Source organism: Microbacterium paraoxydans (genome assembly GCF_900105335.1).
Taxonomy (GTDB): domain Bacteria; phylum Actinomycetota; class Actinomycetes; order Actinomycetales; family Microbacteriaceae; genus Microbacterium; species Microbacterium paraoxydans.
Genome location: NZ_LT629770.1, coordinates 2,051,586 through 2,078,268, shown reverse-complemented (window position 1 = coordinate 2,078,268; position 26,683 = coordinate 2,051,586). Strand labels below are relative to the sequence as shown.

At 70.1% G+C, this 26,683-nt stretch carries 22 protein-coding genes; 17 read left to right on the top strand and 5 right to left on the bottom strand.

Going from position 1 to position 26,683, the window contains the following annotated elements; all coding sequences use genetic code 11:
- The first annotated feature begins 56 nt into the window (after window positions 1–56).
- Window positions 57–740, top strand: a complete 684-nt coding sequence (locus tag BLU02_RS10365; RefSeq protein WP_060922331.1) for a Pr6Pr family membrane protein — start codon at window positions 57–59, stop codon at window positions 738–740.
- Between the two features lie 79 nt (window positions 741–819).
- Here BLU02_RS10365 and BLU02_RS10360 read toward each other — a convergent pair whose 3' ends face one another.
- A complete protein-coding gene (locus BLU02_RS10360; RefSeq protein WP_082750063.1) occupies window positions 820–2,181 on the bottom strand; it encodes a trimethylamine monooxygenase in 1,362 nt (453 codons plus the stop codon).
- Between the two features lie 214 nt (window positions 2,182–2,395).
- Here BLU02_RS10360 and BLU02_RS10355 point away from each other — a divergent pair, with 214 nt between their 5' ends.
- On the top strand, window positions 2,396–3,370 hold the full coding sequence (locus BLU02_RS10355; RefSeq protein WP_231919549.1) for a DMT family transporter: 975 nt from the start codon (window positions 2,396–2,398) through the stop codon (window positions 3,368–3,370).
- On the opposite strand, the gene BLU02_RS10350 is transcribed toward BLU02_RS10355, so the two are convergent.
- On the bottom strand, window positions 3,297–4,562 hold the full coding sequence (locus BLU02_RS10350) for an MFS transporter (RefSeq protein WP_060922316.1): 1,266 nt from the start codon (window positions 4,560–4,562) through the stop codon (window positions 3,297–3,299). The two genes, BLU02_RS10355 and BLU02_RS10350, sit on opposite strands and share 74 nt — an antisense overlap.
- Complete coding sequence (locus tag BLU02_RS10345) at window positions 4,559–5,677, bottom strand: HesA/MoeB/ThiF family protein (protein WP_167627843.1); 1,119 nt, start codon at window positions 5,675–5,677, stop codon at window positions 4,559–4,561. Before BLU02_RS10345 ends, BLU02_RS10350 begins: the two co-directional genes overlap by 4 nt.
- Window positions 5,678–6,068: 391 nt before the next feature.
- On the opposite strand from BLU02_RS10345, the gene BLU02_RS10340 reads away from it, so the two are divergent.
- The 10 genes from BLU02_RS10340 to BLU02_RS10295 all read left to right on the top strand — a co-directional run bounded on the left by BLU02_RS10340 (window position 6,069) and on the right by BLU02_RS10295 (window position 17,411).
- The gene (locus BLU02_RS10340) at window positions 6,069–7,076 is read left to right on the top strand and encodes an AAA family ATPase (RefSeq protein WP_370428279.1); all 1,008 of its coding nucleotides are present in this window, start codon (window positions 6,069–6,071) and stop codon (window positions 7,074–7,076) included.
- A 31-nt stretch (window positions 7,077–7,107) separates the two neighbouring features.
- Window positions 7,108–7,995, top strand: coding sequence for a DUF58 domain-containing protein (locus BLU02_RS10335; protein ID WP_060923641.1), 888 nt, complete (start codon window positions 7,108–7,110; stop codon window positions 7,993–7,995).
- Window positions 7,982–8,470, top strand: a complete 489-nt coding sequence (locus tag BLU02_RS10330; protein ID WP_083370963.1) for a hypothetical protein — start codon at window positions 7,982–7,984, stop codon at window positions 8,468–8,470. Before BLU02_RS10335 ends, BLU02_RS10330 begins: the two co-directional genes overlap by 14 nt.
- The gene (locus BLU02_RS10325) at window positions 8,461–9,447 is read left to right on the top strand and encodes a VWA domain-containing protein (RefSeq protein WP_231919548.1); all 987 of its coding nucleotides are present in this window, start codon (window positions 8,461–8,463) and stop codon (window positions 9,445–9,447) included. The genes BLU02_RS10330 and BLU02_RS10325 overlap by 10 nt, the downstream gene beginning before the upstream one ends.
- On the top strand, window positions 9,444–10,496 hold the full coding sequence (locus BLU02_RS10320) for a VWA domain-containing protein (protein ID WP_060922013.1): 1,053 nt from the start codon (window positions 9,444–9,446) through the stop codon (window positions 10,494–10,496). The genes BLU02_RS10325 and BLU02_RS10320 overlap by 4 nt, the downstream gene beginning before the upstream one ends.
- 214 nt (window positions 10,497–10,710) lie before the next feature.
- Complete coding sequence (locus tag BLU02_RS10315; protein WP_060922014.1) at window positions 10,711–14,214, top strand: PKD domain-containing protein; 3,504 nt, start codon at window positions 10,711–10,713, stop codon at window positions 14,212–14,214.
- A gap of 126 nt (window positions 14,215–14,340) precedes the next feature.
- Window positions 14,341–15,093, top strand: coding sequence for a hypothetical protein (locus tag BLU02_RS10310; RefSeq protein ID WP_231919547.1), 753 nt, complete (start codon window positions 14,341–14,343; stop codon window positions 15,091–15,093).
- On the top strand, window positions 15,090–16,190 hold the full coding sequence (locus tag BLU02_RS10305) for a DUF4064 domain-containing protein (protein WP_231919546.1): 1,101 nt from the start codon (window positions 15,090–15,092) through the stop codon (window positions 16,188–16,190). The genes BLU02_RS10310 and BLU02_RS10305 overlap by 4 nt, the downstream gene beginning before the upstream one ends.
- A 27-nt stretch (window positions 16,191–16,217) precedes the next feature.
- Window positions 16,218–16,916, top strand: coding sequence for a phosphotransferase family protein (locus BLU02_RS10300; protein WP_060922017.1), 699 nt, complete (start codon window positions 16,218–16,220; stop codon window positions 16,914–16,916).
- A gap of 87 nt (window positions 16,917–17,003) precedes the next feature.
- Window positions 17,004–17,411: a pyridoxamine 5'-phosphate oxidase family protein gene (locus BLU02_RS10295; RefSeq protein WP_060922018.1), complete on the top strand. Its 408-nt coding sequence runs from the start codon at window positions 17,004–17,006 to the stop codon at window positions 17,409–17,411.
- 21 nt (window positions 17,412–17,432) lie between these two features.
- Here the strand turns inward: BLU02_RS10295 and BLU02_RS10290 are convergent, their stop codons facing one another.
- Complete coding sequence (locus tag BLU02_RS10290; RefSeq protein WP_060922019.1) at window positions 17,433–18,140, bottom strand: ZIP family metal transporter; 708 nt, start codon at window positions 18,138–18,140, stop codon at window positions 17,433–17,435.
- A gap of 115 nt (window positions 18,141–18,255) precedes the next feature.
- Between BLU02_RS10290 and argG the strand changes: the two genes are divergently transcribed.
- Window positions 18,256–19,701 (top strand): argininosuccinate synthase, encoded by a 1,446-nt coding sequence (gene argG / locus BLU02_RS10285; protein ID WP_025105204.1) that lies wholly within the window; start codon window positions 18,256–18,258, stop codon window positions 19,699–19,701.
- A 45-nt stretch (window positions 19,702–19,746) separates the two neighbouring features.
- Here argG and BLU02_RS10280 read toward each other — a convergent pair whose 3' ends face one another.
- Window positions 19,747–20,451, bottom strand: a complete 705-nt coding sequence (locus BLU02_RS10280; RefSeq protein ID WP_060922020.1) for a GntR family transcriptional regulator — start codon at window positions 20,449–20,451, stop codon at window positions 19,747–19,749.
- 201 nt (window positions 20,452–20,652) lie between these two features.
- On the opposite strand from BLU02_RS10280, the gene BLU02_RS10275 reads away from it, so the two are divergent.
- The 4 genes from BLU02_RS10275 (at window position 20,653) to BLU02_RS10260 (ending at window position 26,681) form a co-directional block, all read left to right on the top strand.
- Window positions 20,653–21,279: a TetR/AcrR family transcriptional regulator gene (locus BLU02_RS10275; RefSeq protein ID WP_060922021.1), complete on the top strand. Its 627-nt coding sequence runs from the start codon at window positions 20,653–20,655 to the stop codon at window positions 21,277–21,279.
- Complete coding sequence (locus BLU02_RS10270) at window positions 21,276–22,073, top strand: hypothetical protein (RefSeq protein WP_174521426.1); 798 nt, start codon at window positions 21,276–21,278, stop codon at window positions 22,071–22,073. Before BLU02_RS10275 ends, BLU02_RS10270 begins: the two co-directional genes overlap by 4 nt.
- Window positions 22,070–23,905, top strand: a complete 1,836-nt coding sequence (locus BLU02_RS10265) for a YhgE/Pip family protein (RefSeq protein ID WP_060922022.1) — start codon at window positions 22,070–22,072, stop codon at window positions 23,903–23,905. Before BLU02_RS10270 ends, BLU02_RS10265 begins: the two co-directional genes overlap by 4 nt.
- A gap of 133 nt (window positions 23,906–24,038) precedes the next feature.
- Entirely contained in the window at window positions 24,039–26,681 is a 2,643-nt protein-coding gene (locus BLU02_RS10260; RefSeq protein ID WP_082750038.1) for a penicillin acylase family protein, read from the top strand.
- The last annotated feature ends 2 nt before the right edge of the window (window positions 26,682–26,683 follow it).

Genomic DNA, 26,683 nt, shown 5'->3' with positions numbered 1-26,683 from the left:
ACCCGGGGGGGGGGAGGCACGGTTTCGATCCCGCTACAGTGGCGACGGAGGTGGCGATGATGCGGTGGTGGCCCTACATCCGACTCGCGGCGGCGGCGCTCGCGGTGGCGGCGATCGTCGCGCAGCTCGTGCGCACCCTGGAGATCGCCCTCGCCGCAGACACCGCGTGGGGCGCGCACCTGCCCACCGTGTTCGCGAACTTCTTCAGCTTCTTCACGATCCTCTCCAACGTGCTGGCAGCGGTGGTGCTGGCCGTCGGCGGGGTCTGGGGGCTGACGCACCGCGACGCGAGAATCGAACCGACGTGGCTGGCGACGCTGCTCGTGTGCGCGAGCACCTACATGATCGTCACGGGCGTCGTCTACAACACGCTGCTCCGCGGGATCGCGCTGCCGCAGGGGGCCACGGTCGCCTGGTCGAACGAGGTGCTGCACGTCGTCATCCCGCTCGTCCTGCTCGCCGACGTGCTGTTCGCGCCGCGTCGTCGTGCCCTCGGCCGGGGCACCGTGGGGATCGCCGCGCTCTTCCCGATCGTGTGGGTCGTCTACACCCTGCTCCGCGCGAACCTCGTGACCGCACCCGCGACCGGGAACCCGTGGTGGTACCCGTACCCCTTCCTCGATCCCTCGTTGAACGGCGGCTACGGCGGCGTCGCGCTCTGGGTGCTCCTCATCGCCGCGATCATCCTCGCCACCGCCGCGCTCGTCGTGGGGATCGGGCGGCGTCGGGCCAGGCCGTGAGCCACCCCTTTCCGTGCGCCCCACCCCCTTGCGAACGTACGAAAAGGGGTGGGACGGCCGGAAGGGGGTGGGTCGGCGATCAGACGAGGAGCGCGTCGGCCTCGAGATAGCGCTCGAGGGAGTCGTCGAGCTCGTCCAGCCACGGGGTGTGGTGTGCGGCGGCGAGCGTCCCGGTCATGACCGAGGGGTACACGCGGTCGCGGTAGCCCATGATGTCGGCCTTCTTGTCGTGCTTCCAGGCGAGGAAGATCTCCACGACGCGATCGAGGTCGAACGCCGGATAGTCGGTGCACTCCAGCAGGTCGCGGATGTAGTCGGCCTGGAAGCGGATCTCTGTCGCCGCCGAGTCGATCTCAGCGAACCGCTTCCGCCACGCGGCGATGGACGCGGCACGCTCGCCCTCGTCGGGGAGGGCGATCCGGCCGAGGATGACGTCGCGCACGAACCAGGCCTGCGCGTCGAACATGTTGAAGGTGAACCACTGGTCCTGCGCGCCGAGGTAGGCCAGGCGCGGGTTGCCCTGCCAGAGCACCCCCCGGTACAGCCCGTCGGGGTAGACGTTGTTCGGCGAGGACAGGGCGAGCTCCGCGGGCAGGAACGGGTACTTGTGCAGGTAGCCGGTGCAGAGGATGACCGCGTCCACCTCCTTCGAGGTGCCGTCGGCGAAGTGCACGGTACGGCCCTCGAAGCGCTCGACGCACGGACGCTCCTCGAAGCCCTCCGGCCAGTCGTATCCCATCGGCGCGGTCCGGTAGCTCGCGGTGACCGAGCGGGCGCCCATCTTGAACGCCTGGCTGCCGATGTCCTCCGCCGAGTAGCTCGACCCGATCACGAGCACGTCCCGCCCGGCGAGGGCCTCCGCGCCCCGGAAGTCGTGCGCGTGGGCGACGGATCCGGGGAAGGTCTCGATGCCGTCGAAGTGCGGCACGTTCGGGAAGGAGAAGTGACCGCTGGCCACGACGACCCGGTCGAACTCCTCCGTGGTCGTGCGTCCGGTGGGCAGGTGCTCGCTGGTGAGGCGGAACACCTCACGCTCCTCGTCGAACTCCACCCAGCGCACCGCGGTCTCGAAACGGATGAGGTCGCGCACCTGCGTCTTCGCGAGACGCCCGGCGATGTAGTCCCACAGCACCGGACGCGGCGGGTACGACGAGATCGGCCGTCCGAAGTGCTCGTCGAAGGTGTAGTCGGCGAACTCCAGGGCCTCCTTCGGGCCGTTCGACCACAGGTTGCGGTACATGCTGGAGTGCACGGGCTCGCCGTACTCGTCCAGCCCGGTGCGCCAGGTGTAGTTCCACTGGCCGCCCCAGTCGGCCTGCTTCTCGAAGCAGACCAGTTCGGGGATCTCCGCCCCCGCACGGGCCGCGGACTCGAAGGCCCGCAGCTGCGCCATCCCCGAGGGGCCGGCGCCGATGATCGCTACTCGTTCACTGTTCGTCACGTATCGTCCTCAAACTCTTCCGTCATGTATCGGGCGCAGCCGTATCCGGGAGAGGAGGACAGTTCTTCCCCGGTGGGAGCGGAACGCTCGACCCGCCCGGACAGTGGCTGCTCTTCGACGTTAGCAGTGCCCCGCGGCGACGCTGGCGGGAATGCGACGACGGCTGTCGCTTCCGCGCATGGCCGATGTCGGCGGCCGGTGCCAGGATCGGACGGTGCGACAGGACATCAGGGCATCGGAGCGGCTCGACCCGCAGGGCTCGCCGGCCCGATCGCGCGGCGCCCTGGTCCTGCTCGCGGCCGCGGTGACGGTGGTGCTCTGGGCCTCGGCCTTCATCGGGATCCGTGGCGCGGGGCCGCACTACGACCCCGGGGCCTTGGCGCTGCTGCGCATGGCCGTGGGCACCCTCGTGCTGACGATCATCGCGCTGCGGCACGGCATCCGGCTCCCGGAGCGCCGCCGCTGGCTGCTGATCGCCGTGTGGGGCGTCGGATGGTTCTGCATCTACAACCTGGCCCTCAACAGCGCCGAACGCACCCTCGACGCCGGAACCGCCGCGATGGTCGTGAACCTGGCGCCGCTCATGGTCGTCGTCTTCAGCGGTCTCTTCCTCCGGGAGGGATTCCCCCGCCCCCTCGTGATCGGCGCCCCCATCGCCTTCCTCGGGGTGGTCCTCATCGGCATGAACTCCACCAGCAGCACCGGCCCCGACCTCACGGGCCTCCTGCTGGCCCTTCTCGCCGCGGTCATGTACGCGGGGTGCACCCTGCTGCAGAAACACCTGCTCACCTCGGGGGCCGACGCCACCACGCTGACCTGGCTCGGGGCGGCCGCCGGCACGATCGCCCTGCTTCCCTGGCTCGGCGCGTTGATCGCCGACGTGCAGACGGCGCCCCTCGACGCGACGCTGTGGGTGGTCTACCTCGGCATCTTCCCCACCGCGATCGCCTTCACCACCTGGGCGTACGTGCTGCAGCGCAGCACCGCGGGGAAGACCTCAGCGACGACGTACGTGGTCCCGGCCCTCACGATCCTGCTGTCGTGGCTGATCCTCGGGGAGGTGCCCACCCCGCTCATGTTCGTGGGGGGCGCGCTGTGCCTGCTCGGCGTGCTCATCACGCGTCTGCGATGGCACCCGCGGACAGGGGAAGCGGTTCGACCTGGTCGAACTCGCTCCTCCGGGGAATAGCTCCGACCGCCCTGGAGAGCGCAGCGGCCACCGCCGTGCCCGCGAGGATGGCGAGAGGCACCCCGACCGCAAGGTAGTAACCGGCGTACTCCAGAAGCGCTCCGGCCAGCAGAGGCGCGGCACCGCCGGCGAGCGCTCCGAGCAAGGACGAAAGCGACAGCACGCGACCGCGGATCTGGTCGGGGATGATCAACGCGAGGTACGACCCCTGCACGGCGTTGAGAGGTATCAACGGCATCGAGGCGACGAAGCCGATGACCGCCACAGCGGGAACGCTCTGAGTAACGAGAAGAGCGGTGAACGCCAGAGTGATCATGCAGATCGATAGGCGCACGATCGCGCGCCCGCTGTATCGGCGGAGTATCCATCCCGCGACGGCTCCACCTGCGAGCACGCCTGCGCCCTGCATGGTCTGGATGGTTCCGATCTGCCACGCGGGGGTGCCTGTCTGTTGCTGGCTGAGCACGATGGTCATTCCACAGGCACCCAGGCAGAAGTTGACCAGCACGATCAGACCGATGAGGGTTCGCGGTTGACGCCACACCGCCAGCCAACGACGACCTGCGGCGAGCGATCGCACCCCCGCTCCGTCACCGAGGCCCTCGGGGCTGAGGTCCTTGCGTATCGCGAGGGCGGATCCGACTTCTCCGAGCCGAGCGACCGCCGAGACGATCAGCGGCAACGAAGGGTGCACACCGAAGAGCAGCCCCGATACCGGTGCCGCCGCAAGCCGGATGGCTGCGTCGCGAGACTGGTTGGCTGCGGATGCCTCGGCCAGGAATCGCTTCCCGACGATGCGCGGGAGCGCGACGTCCGTGACCGTGAAGAAGAGCCCCACGACGAGCCCCTCTCCTGCCGCGATGACGATGAGCGCAGCTGTCGTCAGCGTGCCCGTGACGTACATCGCCGACAGCCCTGCGTAGATTGCGAACGCGGACGCGCCCGACCAGATCATCAGCCTTCGGGCGTCGAACCTGTCGGCGAGAACGCCACCAGGAAGGGTCGACACCGCCCGCGCGACGGCCGAGACAGTGCCGATCAGCCCTGCGAGAAAGGCGTCGGATGTGACGTAGTAGCCGAGAAGAGTGAAGGCGAAGGCCCCGATGCTCAGGCCGACTTGGGTGAGCGTGTCACCGGCGAACCACGCCCGATAGTCGCGGACGCGCCAGAGACCCAGCCGAGGCGGATTCACAGCGGGTCGGCATCGAAGATGTAGTCGAACTGGGAGTCGCCCGATCCGCACGTCGGGCAGCCCGGGTGTCGATCCCAGTTCATGATGATGCGGAGCGCTCCTGAGATGTAGTTCACCTCGACCTGTCGGCCGAGACCCAAAGGGGCCGCGTATCCGGTGATCAGGCGCATCGCCTCGTCCACGCCGAAGGACGTGAGCCTCTGAATGTGCGGCGCAATCGCCGCGGTCGCCGCGTCTCTCGCCGGCGACATCAGTGCATGGAACTGCCGCAGGAAGCCATCCGTGTTGAGTTCGTCGAAGATGTGCAAGCAATCGAGGCAGCCGGACTCTCGCGGAACCACCGAGAAGAAGCGGCCGCTGGTGTGCTGAGTGAGCATGATGACGACGGGGATTCCGAGCCGCACCGCCGCGGCGTTCGCACGGCGTTGGGCAATGAACCGAGGCTCATCGATGGCGCAGATGATGACGTCGGCTCCCCGCGCGACCCGAATGATGTCGTCCACCGAGGCGACCTTCAGATCGAACACCTCGACATCGACGTCCGGAGCGAACGCTCGACAATACTCTGCGCTTACGTCGGTCTTCTTCCGCCCGATATCACTCGTCCGGAACAGAGTCTGCCGGTTGAGGTTGCTCTCATCTACGACGTCGTAGTCGAGGATGGTGAGCTTACGGAGGCCGCACGCCAGAAGCTGCGGGAGGCTTGCGCTTCCGCCCCCTCCGAGCCCGAGCAGAACGACATGAGACTCGCGGAGAACGTGCTGGGCACGATTCGCCGCTGCCTGCGTATTCTCGGCGGCGGCCGCAAAGAACGTCTGATTGGCCTCCAGCCGAACGGGCAGGCTGTCGTAAGAGCACGCGTCCTCGATGAGGCCGCTTGCGTCGAGATACTGGATCCCCTCGCGCACGTCGTCTTCAGACAGGTCGACGAGGGCTTGGCACGCCTCTCGAAGGACGTCGCCGTACTCACGCCTGCCGTCGAGCAGCGGTAACAGGACGCGCAATTGGCCCTGCGGGTCGGTGAGCTCCTTCGTGATCCCCTGCTGCGCGCCGATGCGGACGACATCGTCAGCGAGCCAATAGATGGGTAGCGCTCTTTTGATCTGCGGTCGCATGAAGTTCCTTCCGGCCCCGTATCGCTCGACCGAGGAGGCCGAGCGATACGGGGTGGCGTGCGCGTTCTCAGAGAACACCCCAGCTGATGTCACGTTCCTTGGTTGCCCGAACTGTGAACGACATAGCTCCTCCTCTCGCATAGTCGGGTCGGTATCTAACGAGCCAAGTATCAGCGGGTAAAACGTTGCATGTCAATGGAGGCGTTGGAGCAGACTCATCCGGCCGCTTAGCGGCGACCTCCGCGCAGGTTGCGATTACGCTGGTCGGCGGAGGGGCGCGCCGTGCGGGCCCGCGTGTGACCGAGGGAGACGAAGACCGATGACCGACGCCGACGCGCCGACCCCGCCGACGATCTCCGCACCCCCGCCACCGCCCGCGTCCGCCGCGCCGATCGCCGCAGCGGCCCCCGCCGCCGCTCCGACCGACGCCGAGATGGCGCGCGCCGGTTCCGTGCTGCAGACGATCTCCGACGCGTACTCCGCGAAGATGGTGGGCCAGGAGCGCCTGCGCACCAGCCTGCTCGTGGCGCTCATCGCCGGCGGTCACATCCTCCTCGAGAGCGTGCCTGGCCTCGCCAAGACCACTGCCGCCAGCACGCTCGCGGACACCGTGAAGGCGAAGTTCAAGCGCATCCAGTGCACGCCCGACCTCCTGCCGAGCGACATCACGGGCAACCAGATCTACGACGCCGCGACGGGCAGCTTCCGGACGGTGCTCGGCCCCGTGCACGCGAACTTCGTGCTGCTCGACGAGATCAACCGCTCCAGCGCCAAGACCCAGAGCGCCATGCTCGAGGCGATGCAGGAGCACCAGACCACCATCGGCGGCGAGATCCACCCGCTGCCGAAGCCGTTCCTCGTGATCGCGACGCAGAACCCCATCGAGCAGGAGGGCACGTACGAGCTGCCCGAAGCGCAGATGGACCGGTTCCTCCTCAAGGAGATCGTGGAGTACCCGAGCCCGGCGGAGGAGTTCGAGATCCTCAGCCGCATCGACTCAGGCGTGCTCGACCCCGACCGGCACGTGCACAGCGCCGTCACGCTGGACGACGTGCACCTGCTGCAGGACGTCGCGAGCCGCATCTACGTCGACCCCGCGATCCGCAACTACATCGTGTCGATCGCGTACGTGACCCGGAATCCCGCGCCGTACATCGGGGACGAGCGCGCCCGCTTCATCAAGTACGGCGCGAGCCCGCGGGCCAGCATCGCCTTCCTCCAGGCCTCGCGCGCCCTCGCCCTCCTCAGCGGCCGGACCCACGTCCTTCCCGAGGACATCCGCGCCCTGCGACACCTCGTGCTGCGGCACCGCGTGCTGCTGACGTTCGAGGCTGACGCCGAGGGCATCCGCAGCGAGGAGATCATCGACCAGATCTTCGCCGCCGTGCCCACCCCCTGACCCGTCGACACGTTCAGGGATCCCGCGCCAGATGCCCAGCCTCATCACGCAGGTGAAGAGCAAGCTCTTCATCCACTCGAACCGCAAGTCGCTGCACGCGCTCGACGGCGCCTACGCGTCGTTGCTGCACGGGCGGAGCCTCGACTTCGAGGACCTGCGCAAGTACGAGTACGGCGACCAGGTGCGCGACATCGACTGGCGCGCGACCGCCCGCCTCGGCACCCCGTTGGTCAAGCGGTCACGGGCCACGCGCATGCACACGGTGATGTTCGTCGTCGACACGGGACGCTCTATGACCGCTCTCGCCGCGGACGAGCGCTCGAAGAAGGACCTGGCGATCCTGGCGACCGGAGCCCTCGGCGTGCTGACGCTCCGGCACGGCGACGACTTCACGGTCGTCTACGGCGACGCCTCCCGCGTCCGTCGCCTGGCACCGGGGCGCAGCGAGGGCGCCCTCGAACACGCGCTGCGGACGATCGACCGCGCGGTCGACGACGCGGCGGCCCCCAGCGATCGCGACGCCCTGCTGTCCTTCGTCACGCGGACGATCGCACGGCGCATGATCGTGGTCGTGCTCACTGACGAGGCCCCGGTCACTACCGAGACCGAGCGCCTGCTTCGCCGCCTGCGGGTGCAGCACGACGTGCTCTGGCTCACCCTGCGCGACGCCGAACCGGTGCTCAACCACCGTTCCGCCCGGCTGCGCGCCGACGTCGACAGCCTCTGGGAGGTCCCCGATTTCATCCAGGGCGACCGGGCGATCGTGAACGAGCTCGGTGCGCAGCGGGCTGCCGACGCCGCCCGGCTCGCCGACCTGCTCACGCGGATGGAGATCAGTCACGGCGCGCTCGACGGTCAGGACGACGCCGTTCCGCAGCTGCTGCACCTGTTGAACCGGAGGTCCGATGCCCGGTTCTGACGAGCTCTACCCGCCCGCGCAGTACGGGTGGGGATGGATGCTGCTCGCGCTCGGCATCCTCGCCCTGCTGATCGTCGGCGCGTGGCTGCTGTTCCGGCTCACTCGCCCCCGCACCGCCGCCTCCGGAGCGGCCGCGGATGCCGGTCAGCCGTCCACGCTCGACGTGCTGTCCGCTCTGCGCTCGGAGTACCTCGACCGCATCGATCGCGTCGAGCACGACTACCGTGACCGCCACCTCTCCGCGCGGCAGGCGAACCTGGAGCTGAGCCGCGTCGTGCGCACGTTCGTCAACGAGTACAGCGGCCTGGAAGCACCGGTGCTCACCCTCGACGACCTCGTCTCCCGCGGCGTGCACCCTGCGCTCATCGACGCGATGGGCCGCCACTACTATCCGAGCATCTTCCGGCAGGGGCCCGCCATCGATCCGGCCGCCGGCGCCGAAGCCGCCAGGACGGTGGTACGCGCGTGGCACTAGCGAACGTCTGGATGCTGGTCCTCGCCGCGGCGGTCGTCGTCGCCGCGGTGGCGATCGGTCTCGCGGTCGGCCTGCGCCGCCACCGGGACCGGCGCGCCGCGGACACCGCTCGCGTGGCCAGGGCGGAGCGGCTGCGAGCGCTGCCGTCCTTCCGCCAGGCGCTATCCCGTCGCGCCGTCGCCCTGACGGGTCTGCTCGCCCTCGGTGCGGGGGCCGCGCTGGTCGCCGGCGTCGTGGCCGCGCGTCCGATGTCCGCCCAGACCGTCCAACCCGTCGACACGAGCCGCGACATCATGCTGTGCCTGGACGTGTCGGGTTCGATGTCGGAGGTCGACGTCGAGGTGCTCTCCGTGTTCGACGAGCTGCTCGACGGCTTCGAGGGCGAGCGCATCGGCCTGACGATCTTCAACAGCTCTCCCGTACAGATCTTCCCCCTCACCGACGACTACGACTTCATCCGCGAGCACCTCGCGAGCATGATGTCGAGCTTCGACTACGTGGATGAGATCCCGGAGCACTGGCTGGGCACGCTCAACGGCGACGGCGCCTCCCTCATCGGCGACGGACTCGCGGCCTGCACCATGGGCTTCGATCACCCGGACGACGACCGGTCCCGGTCCGTGATCTTCGCGACGGACAACGAGATCAACGGCGCCTCGATCGTGACGCTCGATGAGGCCGCGGCGTATGCGGCCTCGAAGGATGTCCGGGTGTTCGCGATCAACCCGGTCGAGGGCAAGGACGCCGCCGTCAGCGCCGAGCTGGCCGCCGCCGCCGAGGCCACCGGGGGCGCCGCCTACGGGCTCCGCGACACGACCACGGTCGGGGACATCATCGACGAGGTGCAGAAGCAGGAGGCCACGGCACTGCGCGGCGAGGCGCAGGTGGTCTGGACGGACACTCCGAACCTGTGGATCGCCGTCCTGTCGGTCCTCGCGCTCGGCTTCGTCGTGCTGGTCTGGAGGGTGCGCCTGTGATCTTCCAACCCGTGCTCCCCGTGTTCCTCATCCTGCTGCTGTGCGCCGGTGTCGCCGGCGTGGCCGTCTGGATGCTCGTGCGTGCGCCGCGTGCCGGGGGCGAGGTCGTGACCGACCGACGCGCTCTCGCCGTGCATCGGTCCCTCTGGGCGCTGCGCCTCGTGATGGTGCTCGCCTGCGCCGTGATGCTGCTGCGGCCGGGGCTCCCCGGCGGCTCCACGCAGACCCTGGCGACCGACACCGACATCGTGCTCGTCGTCGACACCACCGCGAGCATCGTGGCCGAGGACTGGGACGACGGCGCTCCCCGGCTCGACGGTGTGCGCGCCGACGTGCGCGCGCTCGTGGAGGAGTACCCCGGAGCCCGCTTCGCCCTCCTCACCTCGGATGCGGCCGCCGAGCTGCGGATCCCGCTGACCACCGACACCACCGCCCTGCTCGGCTCACTCGACGTGCTGCGCCCCGAGGTCACGAGCCAGTCGCGCGGCAGCTCGATCGGCGTGGCCGCTCCGCTGCTGAGCGAGACCCTCGCCGCCGCGGCGGAGTCGTCGCCGGACCGTTCGCGCATGGTCTTCTACTTCGGCGACGGCGAGCAGACCACGGGGTCCGCCCCGGAGTCCTTCGCCGACAGCGCGCGCTACACCGACGCGGGTGCCGTCTTCGGGTACGGCACGACGGAGGGCGGTCCCATGCGCGTCACGACGGGCGGGCTCGACCAGAACGGCTCCGAGTACATCCAGTACCAGGGTGCGGATGCACTCTCCGTCATCGACGAGGGAAACCTCGAGACGATCGCCGGGCAGCTCGGCGTCGGGTACGAACACCGGGAGGCGGATGTCGCCCCGTCGCTCCCCGCCGCACCGTCGAGCACCACCGCCTACGCCGACGCCGGCGAGGTGGGGAACGTGATCGAGCTGTACTGGGTCGCGGCACTCGTGGTCCTCGCCGCGCTGGGGGTGGAACTCACCCGCGCGACGATCCTGGTCGCCCGACTCCGAGGTCTTCGCGCGCCTCGCGCGGGGCGGCCCGCTCCGCTCGACGCCCCCTGACAGCACGCGAGACCCCAGGATCCCTGCGGGTACGGCGTGTACTCCGCTCCCGGCGATGGTATTGTGTTACCCGTCGGAGGCTTCTGCGCCTTCGACGGGGGTTCGTCGGAACGAACCGCCGCGGTCCGAGCATCTCTGGGGGAGCTCTCGCGGTCGGTCGTCCGACGATGACGTGCCGACGTGGGGTCGGCCATCGAATGACTGGGGAACACACATGGGGAACAGTGCTGTCTGGAAGAGCGCGCGCACGGGCGTGGCCGGAGTGATCGCGGGGGTGATGGTCGCCGCGGGGCTGGTAGCCCTCGGCGGCGGAGCCGCCGCGGCGGCCGACGATCCGGGCGGGATGCCTCCGCTGCTGCAGCGGGACGAGAACGTCGTCACATCCGATCCGATCCCGACCGTGCAGATCGACAACGGGTATGTCTGGGCCCAGACGGCGATCGGGTCCATCGTGTACGCGGTCGGCAAATTCGACAACGCCCGCGAGCCGAAGGCCCCTCCCGGGACCGCACTGACGGCACGCTCGAACGTGCTCGCCTACAACATCGACACCGGTGCGCTGCTGCCGTTCGCCCCACAGGTGAACGGCGTGATCAAGGCCGTCGCCGCCTCGCCCGACGGCTCCCGCATCTACATCGGCGGCTCGTTCAACAAGGTCAACGGCAAGGACCGCTGGAACATCGCGGCGATCGACGCGAAGACCGGTGAGCTCGTCCCGGGCTTCGTGCCTTCCATCGGCGGATCCGGCGTCTACGCGCTGGCGACGTCGGGGACGACCGTCTACGCCGGCGGCCTCTTCACCCAGGCCAACGGCACGCCGCGGAAGAACCTGGCCGCCTTCGACACCACCAACGGCGCGCTCCGTCCCTGGGCTCCACAGACCGACCTCCAGGTCGATGCCATGGTCATGGACCCTGCGGGCGCGGACACCATCGTGGGCGGACGCTTCTCCCAGGTCAACGGCAACACCGAGATGCGCGGCAGCGCCTCCGTCGACAAGACCACCGGAGCCCTGAACACCGAGTGGGAACTGGCCAAGACGGTCAAGAACGGCGCCGGATCGGGCATCTACGCCGGCAAGGCCGGAACCTTCGGTCTCGCCACCGACGCGACCGGCGTGTACGGCACCGGCTGGGGCTTCGCCGACGCCGCGACGGGCAGCCTCGAGGGCACCTTCGCCGCCGAGGCCGGCACCGGCAAGGTGCGCTGGATCGCGGACTGCATCGGCGACCACTACGGCGTCTACTCCACCGGCAAGGTCGTCTACACCACCAGCCACACCCACACCTGCGTGACCCTCGGGCTCCACCCGGAGCAGGCTCCTCGCATCCACCGCTACTCCGAGGCCTACACCGCCGACGCCAGGGGGACGCTTGCTCCCCAGCCCGCGGCACCGGGCCGCAAGGACTGGGGCGGCACGCCGGCGCCGTCGCCGTACGCGTGGTCTCCGGACTGGGCGGTCGGCGTGACGACCGGTCTGGGTCAGGCCGGCCTCTCCATCACCGGCACCGGGAACATGATCTCCATCGGCGGCGAGTTCCGCTCGGTCAACAACGGGCAGTTCGAAGGACTCGTGCGATTCTCGACGACTCCTCCCGGCGGCCCGAAGGACGGACCCCGCCTCTCCGGAGACAAGTGGGAGCCGACCGCGACCTCGCTCGTACCCGGCCACGTGAAGGTCTCGATCCCGTCCAACTGGGACCGGGACGACCTCACGCTCACCTATGAACTGCGCCGCGCCGGCTCGACCGCGCCGGTGTTCACCACGAAAGCGGACTCCACCTGGTGGAACCTGCCCGCCATCACCTTCGAAGACACGACGGCTCCGGCCGGCTCGCAGCAGAGGTATACGTTCACAGCCACGGACGGCGACGGCAACACGGTCACGAGCAAGACGGCGACCGTCACGGTGGCCGGTTCGACCCCTCCGTACTCCGACGCCGTGCTCGCCGACGCACCGCAGCTCTACTACCCGCTGGGAACCGTCGGTCAGGACGTGGCCGGCACGAACAACCCCATCTTCCGCGCGGGGGCGAAGCCGTCGACGTCGGGCGTGCCGAAGGGAGTGGCGGGTGCCACGGCCCTCGACGGCACCGAGACGGGGCGCGTCGACACCACCACCAAGATGCCGACGCCCGGGGCGTACTCGGCCGAGATGTGGTTCCAGACGTCGACGACCAGCGGCGGTCTGCTGTTCGATTTCGAGAGCTCGGCCGCGGGCTTCTCGAGGAACCACGATCGCAACGTGTACATGTCGAACGACGGGCGCCTGAACTTCGGGGTGTACAGCGACGGCACGAAGGTCATCACGACGAAGTCGGCATACAACGACAACCAGTGGCACCACGTCGTGGCCTCGGTGAGCCCGGAAGGCATGAAGCTGTTCGTCGACGGGCAACTCAACGATCAGATCACCGGAGTGACCAAGGGCCAGGACTACGAGGGCTTCTGGAAGATCGGCAGCGGCAAGCTCGCCAACTGGCCGAACACCCCGAAGTCGGTCTCCCTCACCGGCAACGTCGACGAGTTCGCCGTGTACCCGTACGGACTGAGCGCCGCCCAGGTCAAGACGCACTACCTGGTCGGCAAGGGCTCGACAGCTCCGGTCGCCGCCTTCACCACAGCCGTCACCGGGCTCGATGTCGCCTTCGACGCGAGCACCTCCGTGCCGCCGGGGAACACCACGATCTCGGACTACCGCTGGGACTTCGGGGACGGTACGACGGGTACGGGCAAGACGCCGTCGCACGCCTACGCGAAGCCCGGCACGTACGTGGTCAAGCTCACGGTCACCGACAGCCAGAATCTCGTGGGCTCGGTCGCGAAGCGTGTCGTCGTGCAGGGCGCCAACGCGCTGCCCACGGCTTCGTTCACGCTCTCGGCCTCGGGGCTGACGGTGTCAGCCGACGCGTCTGCCTCGACGGACGCCGACGGCACCATCCGCAGCTACCGCTGGGACTGGGGTGATGGCACGACCGGTGAGGGAGCATCGGCGACGCACACGTACGCGGCGGCCGGGACGCGCACGGTCACCCTCACGGTGACGGCCGACATCGGCGGCTCTGCCACAACCACGCGGGAAGCCGTGGTGGCGGAACCCGCGCCGCTCGCGAGCGACGAGTTCGACCGCACGGCCGGTCCCGGCTGGGGAGAAGCCCTCACGGGCGGAGCATGGAAGATCGCCGGCGGGTCCGCAGCCGCGGCCAGCGTCGCCGAAGGCTCAGGGCAGCTGAAGCTGGCCGCGGGAGACACCCGCCACGCGACGCTGAACGCACCGTCGGTGCTGAACCCGGCGCTGGAGACGACGTTCCGCGTCGATCAGCCGTCGAGCACGGGAGGCTCCTACATCGGGGTCATCGCCCGCGACTCGTCCGCCGGCCGGTACCTCGTGCGCGCGTGGCTCCGCCCGGACGGCACGGTCTGGCTCGTGGCGCACAGAGACGGCACCGTCCTCGCGACCCGGGCCCTGAACGGCGTCACGGTCACCCCGGGCACCACCTACACGCTCAAGGCGGCCGTGACGGGGGCGGACAAGGCCTCCCTCGTCGCGAAGCTCTGGACGAGCGATGCCGCGGAGCCCGCCGACTGGCAGCTGCGGGCGACCGACGCCGCCCCGCTTCCGGCGGGTGGCGTGGGTCTCAGCGGCAGCCGCTCGGCGAGCGCGACTGCGCCCCTCGGCGTGTCCTTCGACACGTTCCGCGTCAAGGCGGCGGAGTAGCCGGACGGGCACTCCCCGTCACGAACGCCGGCCTCGATCGGGGCCGGCGTTCGTCGCACACGCCAGCCCGGACGGACCGTCGCGGATAGGATGTTCAGACGCCGACGACAGGGGAGGAGGTGGGTCGTGACGCTTGCGCAGGACGACGCCGCCGCAGCCCTCCTCCGCTCGAACCGCCGTCGGCGCCTCATCCGCCGCTGGGTCGCGATCGGGACGATCCCGCTCACCCTCGCCGCCCTGCTCTTCGTGGGCAAGCTGCTGAGCATGTACGCGTTCGCCCACCAGGCCATCACCGCGTACGTCGTCGACGACTTCGCCGGCTCCGCGGCCTCGGCGCGCGGACAGGACGTCCTGAACTGGTTCGAGCCGTACAAGGCGCCGTACAACATCGGCACCGCGATGGCCGGCGCCGAGGAGCTCCCTGCCGCCCGCGCGGAGCTGGAGCGCTCACTCGACCTCGCGACCGGGCTCGAGGTGTGCCCGGTCCGGATCAACCTCGCCCTCGTCATCGAGCGGATGGGCGATGCCGCCAGGGCCGAGGGAGACGGCGCCGCCGCGACAGCTCTCTACGGCGAGGCGCTGACTGTCACCGTCGAGACCCCGGAGGAGTGCCACAGCGAAGAGGCGCAGCAGCAGTCCCCCGATCCCGAGCGCGACATGGCGGACACCCTCGACAGCACCGAGGACCGCCTCAAGCAGAAGCAGCAGGAGCAGGAGCAACAACAGCAGCCCCAGGAGGAGCAGGAACAGCAGGAGGAGCCGCAGCCGTCCGAGGACAAGCTGCAGGATCTCCAGGACAAGCTCGAGCAGGGGACGCAGGAACGCGATCAGCAGCAGGGCGACGAACCCGGCGGCACCGGAGCGGACAAGCCGTGGTGAGCGATCACGAGCGACAGCGCGCCCGGTATGTCGGCGGCACCGAGGGCGCCCCACCCGTCCCGCCGCCCGGGGGCTATCGCGGCGCCCGGCGGCAGCAGCAGATCGGTCCCACGCGGCCCGTCCTCTCCCCGCTGCCGCCCCAGGAGAAGAAACCAGCGGCGAACGCCCTCGGCTGGATCGCCCTGGTGGCCGCGATCCTCTTCGTCCTGATCCTGTTCGGCACGCTCGTGGTCGGCGGCACCGACCTGCTGTACGGCGTGACGATGATCACACTGCAGCTCTTGGTGCTCGGCGTGATCGTCGCCGCACTCGTCACCACCGGCGGGCGCCGCCTGGGCATCGTCGCCCTCGTTCTCACCATCTTGTTCAACGTCGCGACCGTCGGGGCGCTCAGCGCGCTGCGCACCTCGGCATCCGGCAACTACGAAGGCGTGAAGACCGCGGAACAGCGGCACGCGGAGGCCTACCCGGGCATCAAGGGCACGGCCCCGCAGGAAGCGCTCACCCAGCAGTCCATGGAGGAGGTGCGCGCCGAGGCCGACGCTCTCTTCACGGACATCCGGGAGCGGCTCTCCGCCGACTTCGGGTTCACGTGGGTTCAGGTGGGTGACGAGGACATCCGGCCGGAGCGCAACGGCTACGGCGGGGAGTCGATGCTGTCCGAGTACACGTCCGCGGCCTGGGCGACCGAGCAGCCCGTGCAGGGCTACGCGCGCAAGCTCGAGGTGATGGCCGCGATCGACGAGGTGGTGGCGGCGCACGGCCTGTGGAACCTGTACTCGTTCAACGACCCCGCGAACTCCGGCATCGACCCGTCCATGATCGCCAAGCTCTACGGCAGCGACGACCCGCGCACGCAGACGACATGGGAGTACTACACGGAGAACTACCCCGATCCCTTGCGCTTCTACGCGAACATCTACGATCTGTCGAACGATGCCGACGGCGGCTTCCGCGCGTCGCGGGAGGCACAGAGCGCACGCACGGGCGAGCCGGTCGAGGGGCTCCAGCTCGTGGTCATCGCCGGCAAGGTGTTGAGCGAGGCCGACCGCGCGGAGTTCGAGAAGCGGCTGCAGGACTACCCCGGCTTCGAGTGATCACCCGCCCGGTGCGAGGATGACGGGATGAGGCAGGGAGCGGTCGGCGCGGTGCGGCTCGTCGAGCGCGGCGGACGACGGCTGGTCGAGAAGCGCCTCGCCGATCCGGCACGGCACCAGAACGAGCTTCGGGCCCTCCGCGGTCTCGTCGGCTCCGGACTCCCGGTACCCGAGGTGGTCGAGGAGCGGCCGGGCGCGATCCTCATGACGGAGCTCCCCGGCGCCCGCCTCGACGACGCCGACGCCGAGGCCCGGCTCGCGGGCCTCGGGGCATCAGCGCCCCTGCTCCGTGCCCTGCATCGGCTCGCCGCTCCGGACGACCTCCTTCCCGCACCCGACGATGCGACGATCATCGAGCGGTACCGCGCCGCCGGCGGGCCTCGCCTCCCGCTGCGCATCCCGCCGTCGTCCGGGGTCGTCTTCTGCCACGGCGACTGGACCGACGGCAACCTGCTCGCGCAGCACGGACGTGTCTCCGGGGTCGTCGACTGGGAGGCGGCGCACTGCGGCGACCCGCTGCGGGAGCTCGCCCGAGCCGCGTGGGGAGCCGCCAGGAAGGACCCGCGGTCCGAGCGGGCGCTCATCGATGGCTACGGCGCCGATCCCGACCGTGTCCGCGCGTGGTACCCGGTGATCGCTGCGGAGCTGTGGCTGTGGTTCGCGGAAGCCGGCCCTCCCGCGTACCTCGCTGCGCTCACCGCCGAGCTGGAGGCATGGTCGTCCTGACACCTCACCGGGTGATTCCGGTCGGGCGCCCTCGATGATCTGCGGCGCCGTGGCTACACTGGCGGCACAGGGGGAGGGAGTGTCCGCATGATCCACGAACTCGACGAGCAGCAGTCCTACGAGTTGCTGGCGACCACCACGGTGGGCCGCATCGGATTCGTCGACGAGGGCCTGGTACAGATCCATCCGGTGAACTTCGTCGTCTCGGGGCACGAGCTGCTCCTGCGCACGTCACCGGACGGCCACCTGGCGACGCTCTCCCGCGAGTCGGCCGAGGTCTCGTTCGAGGTCGACTACCACGATCCGATCGGCGGCCTGGGGTGGAGCGTGCTGATGCACGGTGTCCTGTCGCAGGTGCCCGAGGAGGACGCTGCCGGGGCGGCTGCGCGGGTGCACCCGTGGGCCGGAGACGACCGGGACCTCCCGCTGTCGTTCCGTATCGAGCGCATCACCGGCCGCAGCGTCCGTCGCGACGCCCGCACCGGCGGCGTCTGAGCCGCAACCCCCTCGATCCGTTCAGGACGCGAAGGCGAGACCCGCGGCGAGCGCGAATCCGAGGACGGTCGCCAGCCCCGTGGACTCCTTCGCCTTCGACTGCGCCTCCGGGACCATCGAGTCCACCAGCATGACGAGCAGGGCGCCCGCGGCGAAACCGCTCGCCCCGGAGCGGAAGACCTCGCCGGTCACGCTGGCCAGTGCGAATCCGGCGACGGTGGCGAGCGCGCACACCACGGCGACCCCGGCCCACAGGAGCAGCACCCTGCTCCGTCGCATGCCGCCGTCGAGCAGGTCGGCGGCGGAGCCGATGGACTCCGGGAGGTTCGAGACGAGGATGGCGACGACGAGCGCGATGCTCACCGGCTCCCCCGAGGCGAGACCGATGCCGAGGACGAGCTGCTCCGGGGTCCCGTCGAGGAGGGCCCCCACCGCGAGCTGACCTCCCCCAGCTTCGCCCTTCTTCCTGGCAGCCCTGGCGTCGAGGATGCGGGCGGCGATGTAGTAGCTGAGGGCACCGAGGGCGACGCCGGTGACGAGCGGGATGGGACCGCCGCGGTCGAGCCCCTCCTCCCAGAGCTCGAAGGCGATCGAGGCCATCAGGGCTCCGGCGCCGAAGCCCAGGACGATGCCCAGCCACCGCGGCGGCCAGGTGCGCAGCATCGCGAGCACCGCACCGACGAACAGCGGCGCCGCCGCGACGGCTCCCCACAGAATCGCTCCACCCATGCGCCCATCTTCCCGTCGACCCACCCCTTTTCGCGCGAGCCACCCCCCTGCGTGCGTGCGAAAAGGGCCGGAACACACGAAAGGGGGTGGGTCGCGCGCCGATAGACTGGGAGCCATGTCCAAGGTCCTCCAGTCCCTGCCCGTCGGCGAGCGCGTCGGCATCGCCTTCTCCGGAGGACTCGACACCTCCGTCGCCGTCGCCTGGATGCGCGACAAGGGCGCTGTGCCCTTCACCTACACCGGCGACCTGGGGCAGTACGACGAGGACGACATCGCCTCGATCCCCGGACGCGCGCTGGAGTACGGCGCCGAGGCCTCGCGCCTCATCGACTGCAAGACGGCGCTGGTCGAGGAGGGCTTCGTCGCACTCTCCTGCGGTGCCTTCCACATCCGCTCCGGCGGCAAGACCTACTTCAACACCACGCCCCTGGGCCGCGCGGTCACCGGCACGCTGCTCGTGCGCGCGATGCGCGAGGACGGCGTCGACATCTGGGGCGACGGCTCGACCTACAAAGGCAACGACATCGAGCGGTTCTACCGCTACGGTCTGCTCGCCAACCCCCGCCTGCGCATCTACAAGCCCTGGCTCGACGCGGACTTCGTCACCGAGCTCGGCGGTCGGCAGGAGATGAGCGAGTGGCTCGTCGCACACGGCTTCCCCTACCGCGACTCGGCCGAGAAGGCCTACTCGACGGACGCGAACATCTGGGGCGCGACCCACGAGGCGAAGACGCTCGAGCACCTCGACGTCTCGCTGGAGACCGTCGACCCGATCATGGGCGTGAAGTTCTGGGACCCGTCCGTCGCCATCGAGACCGAGGACGTGTCGGTGACGTTCGAGGGCGGCCGTCCGGTCGCGATCAACGGCGTCGAGTTCAGCGACCCGGTGGCCCTGGTGCAGGAGGCGAACGCGATCGGCGGGCGCCACGGCCTCGGCATGAGCGACCAGATCGAGAACCGCATCATCGAGGCGAAGTCGCGCGGTATCTACGAGGCCCCGGCCATGGCGCTGCTCTTCATCGCGTACGAGCGCCTCGTCAACGGCATCCTCAACGAGGACACCCTCGCGACGTACCACGAGCAGGGTCGCCGCCTCGGCCGCCTCATGTACGAGGGCCGCTGGCTCGAGCCGCAGTCGCTCATGCTCCGCGAGTCCATCCAGCGCTGGGTCGGCTCGACGATCTCGGGCACCGTGACGATCCGCCTGCGCCGCGGCGACGACTGGACGATCCTCGACACGGTCTCCCCGAACCTGTCCTACGGGCCGGAGAAGCTGTCGATGGAGCGCGTCGGCGACGCCGCCTTCGGCCCCGTGGACCGGATCGGCCAGCTCACGATGCGCAACCTCGACATCGCCGACTCCCGTGCGCGCCTGGAGCAGTACGCGGGCCTCGGCCTCGTCGGCGGCGCGACGGGCGAGCTCGTCGGCCGGGTCACCGCCGGCGAGTCCGCCGAGATCACCGAGTCCGTGCACGGCTCGATCTCGGAGGCCGACGAGAACCTCGCGGACGCCGTCGACACCGCTTCCGAGCGCGCGGCCTTCGACTCCGGCACCGACTGAGCACACGGGACGGGCGCCGGGGTCACCGGGGCGCGCGTCCGGCGATCAGGACGCCGCGGCGAGCGGGAGAGCCGGCGTCACCGCACGGTCCACGATTCCCGGCAGCACATCGTCGAACAGGTCCATGAGGGCGGTGCGCATCGCCGTGGCGTCGCGTTCGGCGAGCACCACGGCGATCCGGGCGACCGACGTACGCACATCCGACCAGTCGAAGACGCTCCCGGCACGACGGGCGACGCACTCGAGAAGCGTCCCGAGACTCCCGACGAGCTCAGCCCGCTCCGTGTTGCCCTCGATCCGGGCGAATGCGACGGCGAGAGCGCGCAGGCCGCTGCCGAAGGCCGAGCCGTCCCGCCACCGCACCGCCAGCGCCACATCGTCGACGAGCTCGTCGAGATACGCGAGGTCGTCGGTGCGGAGCAGCGCCATCGTGCGCCGGACCGAGCCGATCCAGACGTCGCCGAACAGAGCCACCACATCGCGCGCCCGGTCGCCATCGAGCGCGGTCACCCACCGTGTGCCGTCGCGGCGCACCGCGATGAGGCCGGCGGCGGCGAGGCCGTCCAGGGCCCGGAGGACCTCTGCCGGCCCGGCACCGAAGGCGGCCGCGAGCCCGCGCTCGTCCACCCGTGTCCCCGGAGCGAGCGCGCCCGAGACGATCGCATCGGTCAGCCTGCCCTGCAGACCACCGTGCCGATCCCCCGCCGGTGCCCCGCTCCCGGCATGCACGTCGTTCTTCTTCTCGATCATGGCGTCCCCCCGCCGTTCCAGGACCGATCCCGCCGGAGTCCCGGTCCGGACCGGTCTCTCCTCTGAGAATGCGCCGAAGCGCGACGCGTAACATACCACGGTGCACCCCTGAGGAGACCCGACGGCCGGCCGCGGGAGCAGCACACTGCGAGGTTGCTGAATTATCTTGCACAGCTCTGTGCATGTTATTACCATGGACGGATGACCACTCGCGCCCTTCGTCGCGACGCCGCGGAGAACCGCGCCGGCATCCTGTCCGCCGCCCGCAGCGCCCTCGCCACCGACCCGCACGCCTCCCTCGACGCGATAGCCAGGGCCGCGGGCCTGTCCCGCCGCACCCTCTACGGGCACTTCGAGGATCGGGACGCCCTGATCCGGGAGCTCGTCTCCACCGGCGCCCAGCGCTTCAACGCCATCGCGGCCTCCATCGACGAGCCGGACGCCCGCCTCGCCCTGGCCCGACTGGCCGCCCGGCTCTGGGAGGAGGCGGCGCACATCCAGGTCGCCGCCGCGCTCGCCCTCGACGAGGCGCACGTGGAGCACACCGCCGCCGCCCTGGCGCCGCTGCGCCGGAGTGTCGCCGCCCTCGTGCGAAGGGGGCAGCAGGACGGCAGCTTCCGGACGGACCTCGCCGGCCCCACGCTCGCCCGACTGATCGAGGAGATGGCGCGCACCGTCGTCTCCCGCACCGACGTGCAGAGCAGCGGCGCCGAGGACCTCGCGGTCCGGGCCGTGCTCAGCATCGCCGGACTCTCCTGGCGCGAGGCGGACGAACTGCTGAGCGCCCATCCGGACATCGCCGCCGACCATGAGGAGGTCCGCGCATGAGGATCACACTGAACGGCGTCAGCAAGGGCCGCGCCGGCCAGGCGCTTCCGTCCATGAGTCTCGAGTTCCACTCCGGCGCCGTCCGCTACGCGCTCGCGGAGACCGAGCAGCGGCCGACCGTGCTCGGCCTCATCGCGAGCGGGCGGATGCGTCCGGACACGGGCCGCGTCACGATCGATGCGGCGGCGAGTCCGAAGGAGCTGCGCCGCCGCGTCGCCCTCGTGGACGCCCCGGACGTCAGCGATCCGCACCCGGACATCACCCTCGCCGGGGTGGTCGGCGAGGAGCTGATGTTCGCCGGACGTGGCGCGACCCCGCTTCACGCTCGCCGCTGGCTCGGGCGGGTCGGATACCAGGAGCTCGCCTCCGTCCCCATCGGCTCGGTCGACCCGGCCGCCCGCGTGCGCATCCTGTGCGAGCTCGCCGTGCTCCGCGAGGGCGTCGAGGGCATCGTGCTCGTCGCCCCGGATCGTCACGGCGGCAGCCCGGACGGATGGTGGCGCATCGCGGCCGAGTTCGCGGACCGCGGGTACGCGATGCTCGTGATCGTCGGCGGTTCCGCCGCCGTCGCCCTCGAGCGCATGCACGAGTTCGATGCGATCAACGCGTCCGGACCGATCGAGCCTCTGGTGCTCGAGCGTCCGGAAGCGACCGACGATCCCGAGGAGAGCGAACCCGCGCCGGACGAACCAGCGACCGAAGACGAACCCACGACCGAAGACGACCCCACGACCGAAGACGACCCCACGACCGACGACGAACCCACGACCGACGAGGAAGGAGAAGCGCGATGAAGGTTCCCGCCATGATCGCCGCCGAGCTCCGCCGCCTGACCGCGAGCCGGATGGGCATCCTCGCCCTCGTGGCCCTCATCTGCGTGCCGATCCTCTACGGCGGCCTCTACCTCTGGGCGAACCAGGATCCGTACGCGAAATTCTCCGAGGTCCCCGTGGCCCTGGTGGTCGACGACGAGGGCGCTCCCGCCCCGACGACCGGCACGGAAGCGGCGACCGATGAGACCGTCAACTACGGCGAGGACGTGGCGGAGAACCTCATCGAGGGGAACGCCTTCGACTGGCAGCGTATGACCGAGGACGAGGCCGCCGATGCGCTGCGCCACGGCGAGGTCGATTTCACCGTGACGATCCCCTCGGACTTCTCCGCCGCCCTCACCTCCGCCGCAGGCGACGATCCGCATCAAGCCCGAATCGAGCTGGAGACCAACGACGCGAACAACTACCTCGCCTCGTCGATGGGATCGCAGGCCGTCGAGAAGATCCGCAGCTCCGTCGCCGAGATGGTCGGCAGCGAGGCCGCGGAGCGACTGCTGACGGGCCTCAGCGACGTGCGCGACAACCTGATCTCCGCGACCGACGGCGCCACACAGCTCGTCGACGGCGCACGCAGCGCCGCCTCCGGGAGCACGACGCTCGCCGAGGGCACCGCGAAGCTCGCCGATGGCTCGGCACAACTCGCCTCCGGCGCCAAGACGCTCGCCGACGGTGCCCAGCAGGTGAGCGCGGGCAACCGCCAACTCGCCGACGTCGCCGATCGGGCCGGAGCCGCGGTGCAGGAGGCGACGAATGCGCTGCCGCAGGTGCGCGCGGACATCACCGACGTCCTCACCGAGCAGGGACTCGCACCCGAGGAGATCGATGCGGTGCTCGCCCGCCTGGACCCTCTCGGCGCCCGGATCGAGGAGGGCAACGCCCAGGTGCAGGACGCCGTCGGGAAGGTCGACCAGCTCGCCGCCGGGTCTGCGTCCGTGGCATCGGGGGCGAGCGAGCTCGCCGGCGGCGCCGGCACCCTCGCGACGGGAGCGGCCGCGGCGAACTCAGGCGCCGCCCAACTGCGCGACGGCCTGCAGACGCTGTCCTCCGGTACCGCGGAGCTGCGGGACGGGCTCGCCGACGGCGTGCAGGCGATCCCCGCCTCCACCCCCGGCCTGCGCTCCCTGCAAGCCGACACGATCGCGGACCCGGTGAAGGTGTCCAGCGACAAAGTCGCCTCCGCCGAGGACTACGGCGCGGGCCTCGCCCCCTTCTTCGCCGCCCTCTCCGCGTGGATCGGCATCTACGCGCTGTTCCTCATCGTGAAGCCGATCTCCCGTCGCGCCGTCACGGCGCTGCACTCCCCGATCCGGATCACGCTGGCGGGCTGGCTGACCCCGGCGATGCTCGGTGCCGTGCAGATGCTCGGGTTGATGGGCATCCTGGCGCTGACGCTCGGTTTCACGTTCGACCATCCGCTCGGCACGCTCGGGGTGATGATGTTCGCCTCGGCCACGTTCGCCGCGATCATCCTCGCCCTCAACGTCTGGCTCGGCTCCGTGGGGCAGTTCCTCGGCCTCGTGCTCATGGTGCTGCAGCTCGTCACAGCGGGCGGCACGTTCCCCTGGCAGACGCTGCCCGCCCCACTGGCCGCGCTGCACCATGTGCTACCCCTCGGCTACGTCGTCGACGCCATGCGACAACTCATGTACGGCGGCGACTACGCCCGCGCGGGCTGGGACCTGGCGGTGCTCGGCGCCTGGCTCGTCGGAGCGCTGCTGCTGGCGATGATCGGGGTGACCCGCATGACGCATCGCCGGACGCTCCGCGATCTGCAGCCCAGCCTCATCGGCTGAGCCCTCCCGCTCGCCGCGGACCGTCCCGCGGCGAGCGCGGGGCGGCTATGATGCGAGAGCGCGTACCCGTGAAACGCGTACTGGGGCTCGGTGGGACTGAGTCCCACCTGGCTACCCGAAAGAGTTCTCGACGATGATGACCGATTCGACGGCGTCCGCTGTTTCCCCGCGTCCTTCTCTGGCCGCCCGCATCGGACGCATCGCGTTCGTCGTGATCGCCGCGCTGGTGGTGGTGGCCGTCGCAGGCGCGTTCTTCGTGACCTGGACCATCCAGCGCTCCTTCCCGCAGACCTCCGGGTCGACCGCGCTCGCAGGGCTGAAGGCGGACGTCACCGTGCAGCGCGACGCCAGCGGCGTGCCCACGATCACCGCCGACTCCTCGGACGACCTCTTCTTCGCCGAAGGTTTCGTGCACGCGCAGGACCGGTTCTTCGAGATGGACTTCCGCCGACACGTCACCTCCGGCCGAGTCGCCGAGCTGTTCGGCGCCTCCCAGGCCGGTACCGACGCATTCCTGCGCACGCTGGGCTGGCGCACCACCGCCGAGGCCGAGGTGGAGGCGATGGACGACGTCACCCGCGGCTACTACGAGGCCTACGCGGACGGCGTCAACGCCTACCTGTCCTCCCGTTCGGGCGCGGAGCTGTCGCTCGAGTACGCCGTCCTCGGGCTGCAGAACCCCGACTACGAGCCGGAGCCGTGGGAGCCGGCGGACTCGGTGGCGTGGCTGAAGGCGATGGCCTGGGATCTCCGCACCAACGTCGAAGACGAGACCGAGCGCGCACTGCTCGCGGGGCAGCTCGCCGACGACCCGGACGCCGACGTGGACGGGCTCCTCGGCACGCTCTACCCGGACTACCCCTTCGACCGGAACCCGGTGATCGTGCCCACCATCTCCACCGTCCCGCCGCTGGAGACCGGCGCCGAGCCCGCGGCGTTCACGGTGTCCGAGGGCGACGGCGAGGCGCAGCAGGCGCTCACCACGGTGGAGTGGAAGGAGACGGCCTCCGTCATCGAAGCGGCGAGCGTGCTCGTGGGCGATGTCGGCGAGGGCATCGGCTCCAACTCCTGGGTGGTCTCCGGTGACCTCACCGAATCCGGCATGCCGCTGCTCGCCAACGACCCGCACCTCGGCGCCTCGCTCCCGTCGGTCTGGTACCAGGTGCAGCTCAAGTGCTCGACGGTGGACGAGGACTGCCCGTTCGACGTGGGCGGTTTCTCGTTCTCCGGCCTGCCCGGCATCGTCATCGGCCACAATCAGCGCGTGGCGTGGGGCTTCACCAACCTCACCACCGATGTCACCGACCTGTATGTCGAGCGCATCGAGGGCGACTCCTACTGGCGGGACGGCGAGCTCGTGCCGCTGGAGGAGAGCACCGAGACCATCGAGGTCGCCGGCGGGGACGACATCGAGCTCACCATCCGGTCCACCGTGCACGGACCGATCATCTCCGGCCTCACGGGCGACTTCACGGCGATCGCGGACGATCCGACGCCTGGGCTCACCGCCGGGGGCAGCGTCCCCGCCGTCCCGGGCTCCGATGCCGCCGAGTACGCCGTGAGCCTGCGGTGGACGGCGCTCGACCCGGGCACGACCGCGACGGCGATCTTCGCGCTGTCGACCGCCCAGGACTTCGAGGACTTCCGCCGCGCGGCCTCCCTGTTCGACGTGCCGGCGCAGAACCTCATCTACGCCGACGTCGACGGCAACATCGGCTACCAGACCCCCGGCCGCCTCCCGATCCGCGGAGCCGGCGACGGCTGGATGCCGCAGCCCGGCTGGGACAGCAGCTACGACTGGACCGGCTACATCCCGTTCGAGGAGCTGCCCGTGTCGTACAACCCGAGCTCGGGGTACATCGTCACCGCCAACAACGCCATCGTCACCGACGACTACGAGCACTTCCTCTCCCGGGACTGGGACCAGGGCTACCGCGCCGCCCGCATCGCCCACCTCATCGAACGACGCGCCGCCGCCGGCCCGCTGACTGCGCAGGACATGCGCGACATCCAGATGGACGGCGAGATGTGGATCGGCAAGCAGCTCGCCGCCGCGATGGGGGACATCGAGGTCGAGGGCGAGGGACCGCAGCAGGCCGTCGAGCTGCTCCGCGGCTGGGATGCGCAGAACAGCGCCTCCTCGGCCGGAGCCGCGTACGCGAACGTGCTGTGGTCGAACCTGGTGCAGAACATCTTCGCGGAGCGCGAGCAGCCCCTGCCCATCGACGGCCAGGGCCGCCTGTTCACCGTCGTCGGAGCGATGCTCGATGACCCCGAGGACCCGCTGTGGAGCAACCCGCGTCTCGACGTCGAGGGGCGAGACGCGATGCTCGCGCTGTCGGCTGAAGAGGCGTACGACGAGCTGTCCGGGATCCAGGGCACGGATGTCGCCCGATGGAACTGGGGCGACCTGCACGCCCTGACACTCACCAGCGACACCTTCGGGTCGTCCGGCATCGCGCCGATCGAGGCCCTGTTCAACCGTGGCCCGTATCCGGTCGGGGGCGGGGCTTCCGTGGTCGATGCGACCGGGTGGCAGCTCGGCGTCTCGTACGCCACCACCACCGTCCCGTCCATGCGGATGGTCGTCGACCTCGCGGACTTCGACGACTCGACCTGGATCCACCTCACGGGCGCCTCCGGCCACGCGTTCCACGAGCACTACGTCGATCAGACGAAGGACTGGTCCACGGGAGTGCAGCGGCCATGGGCGTTCACTCCGAAGGCCGTGAAGGCGGCCACGGTCGACACCCTGACGCTCACCCCCGCCGGCTGAGA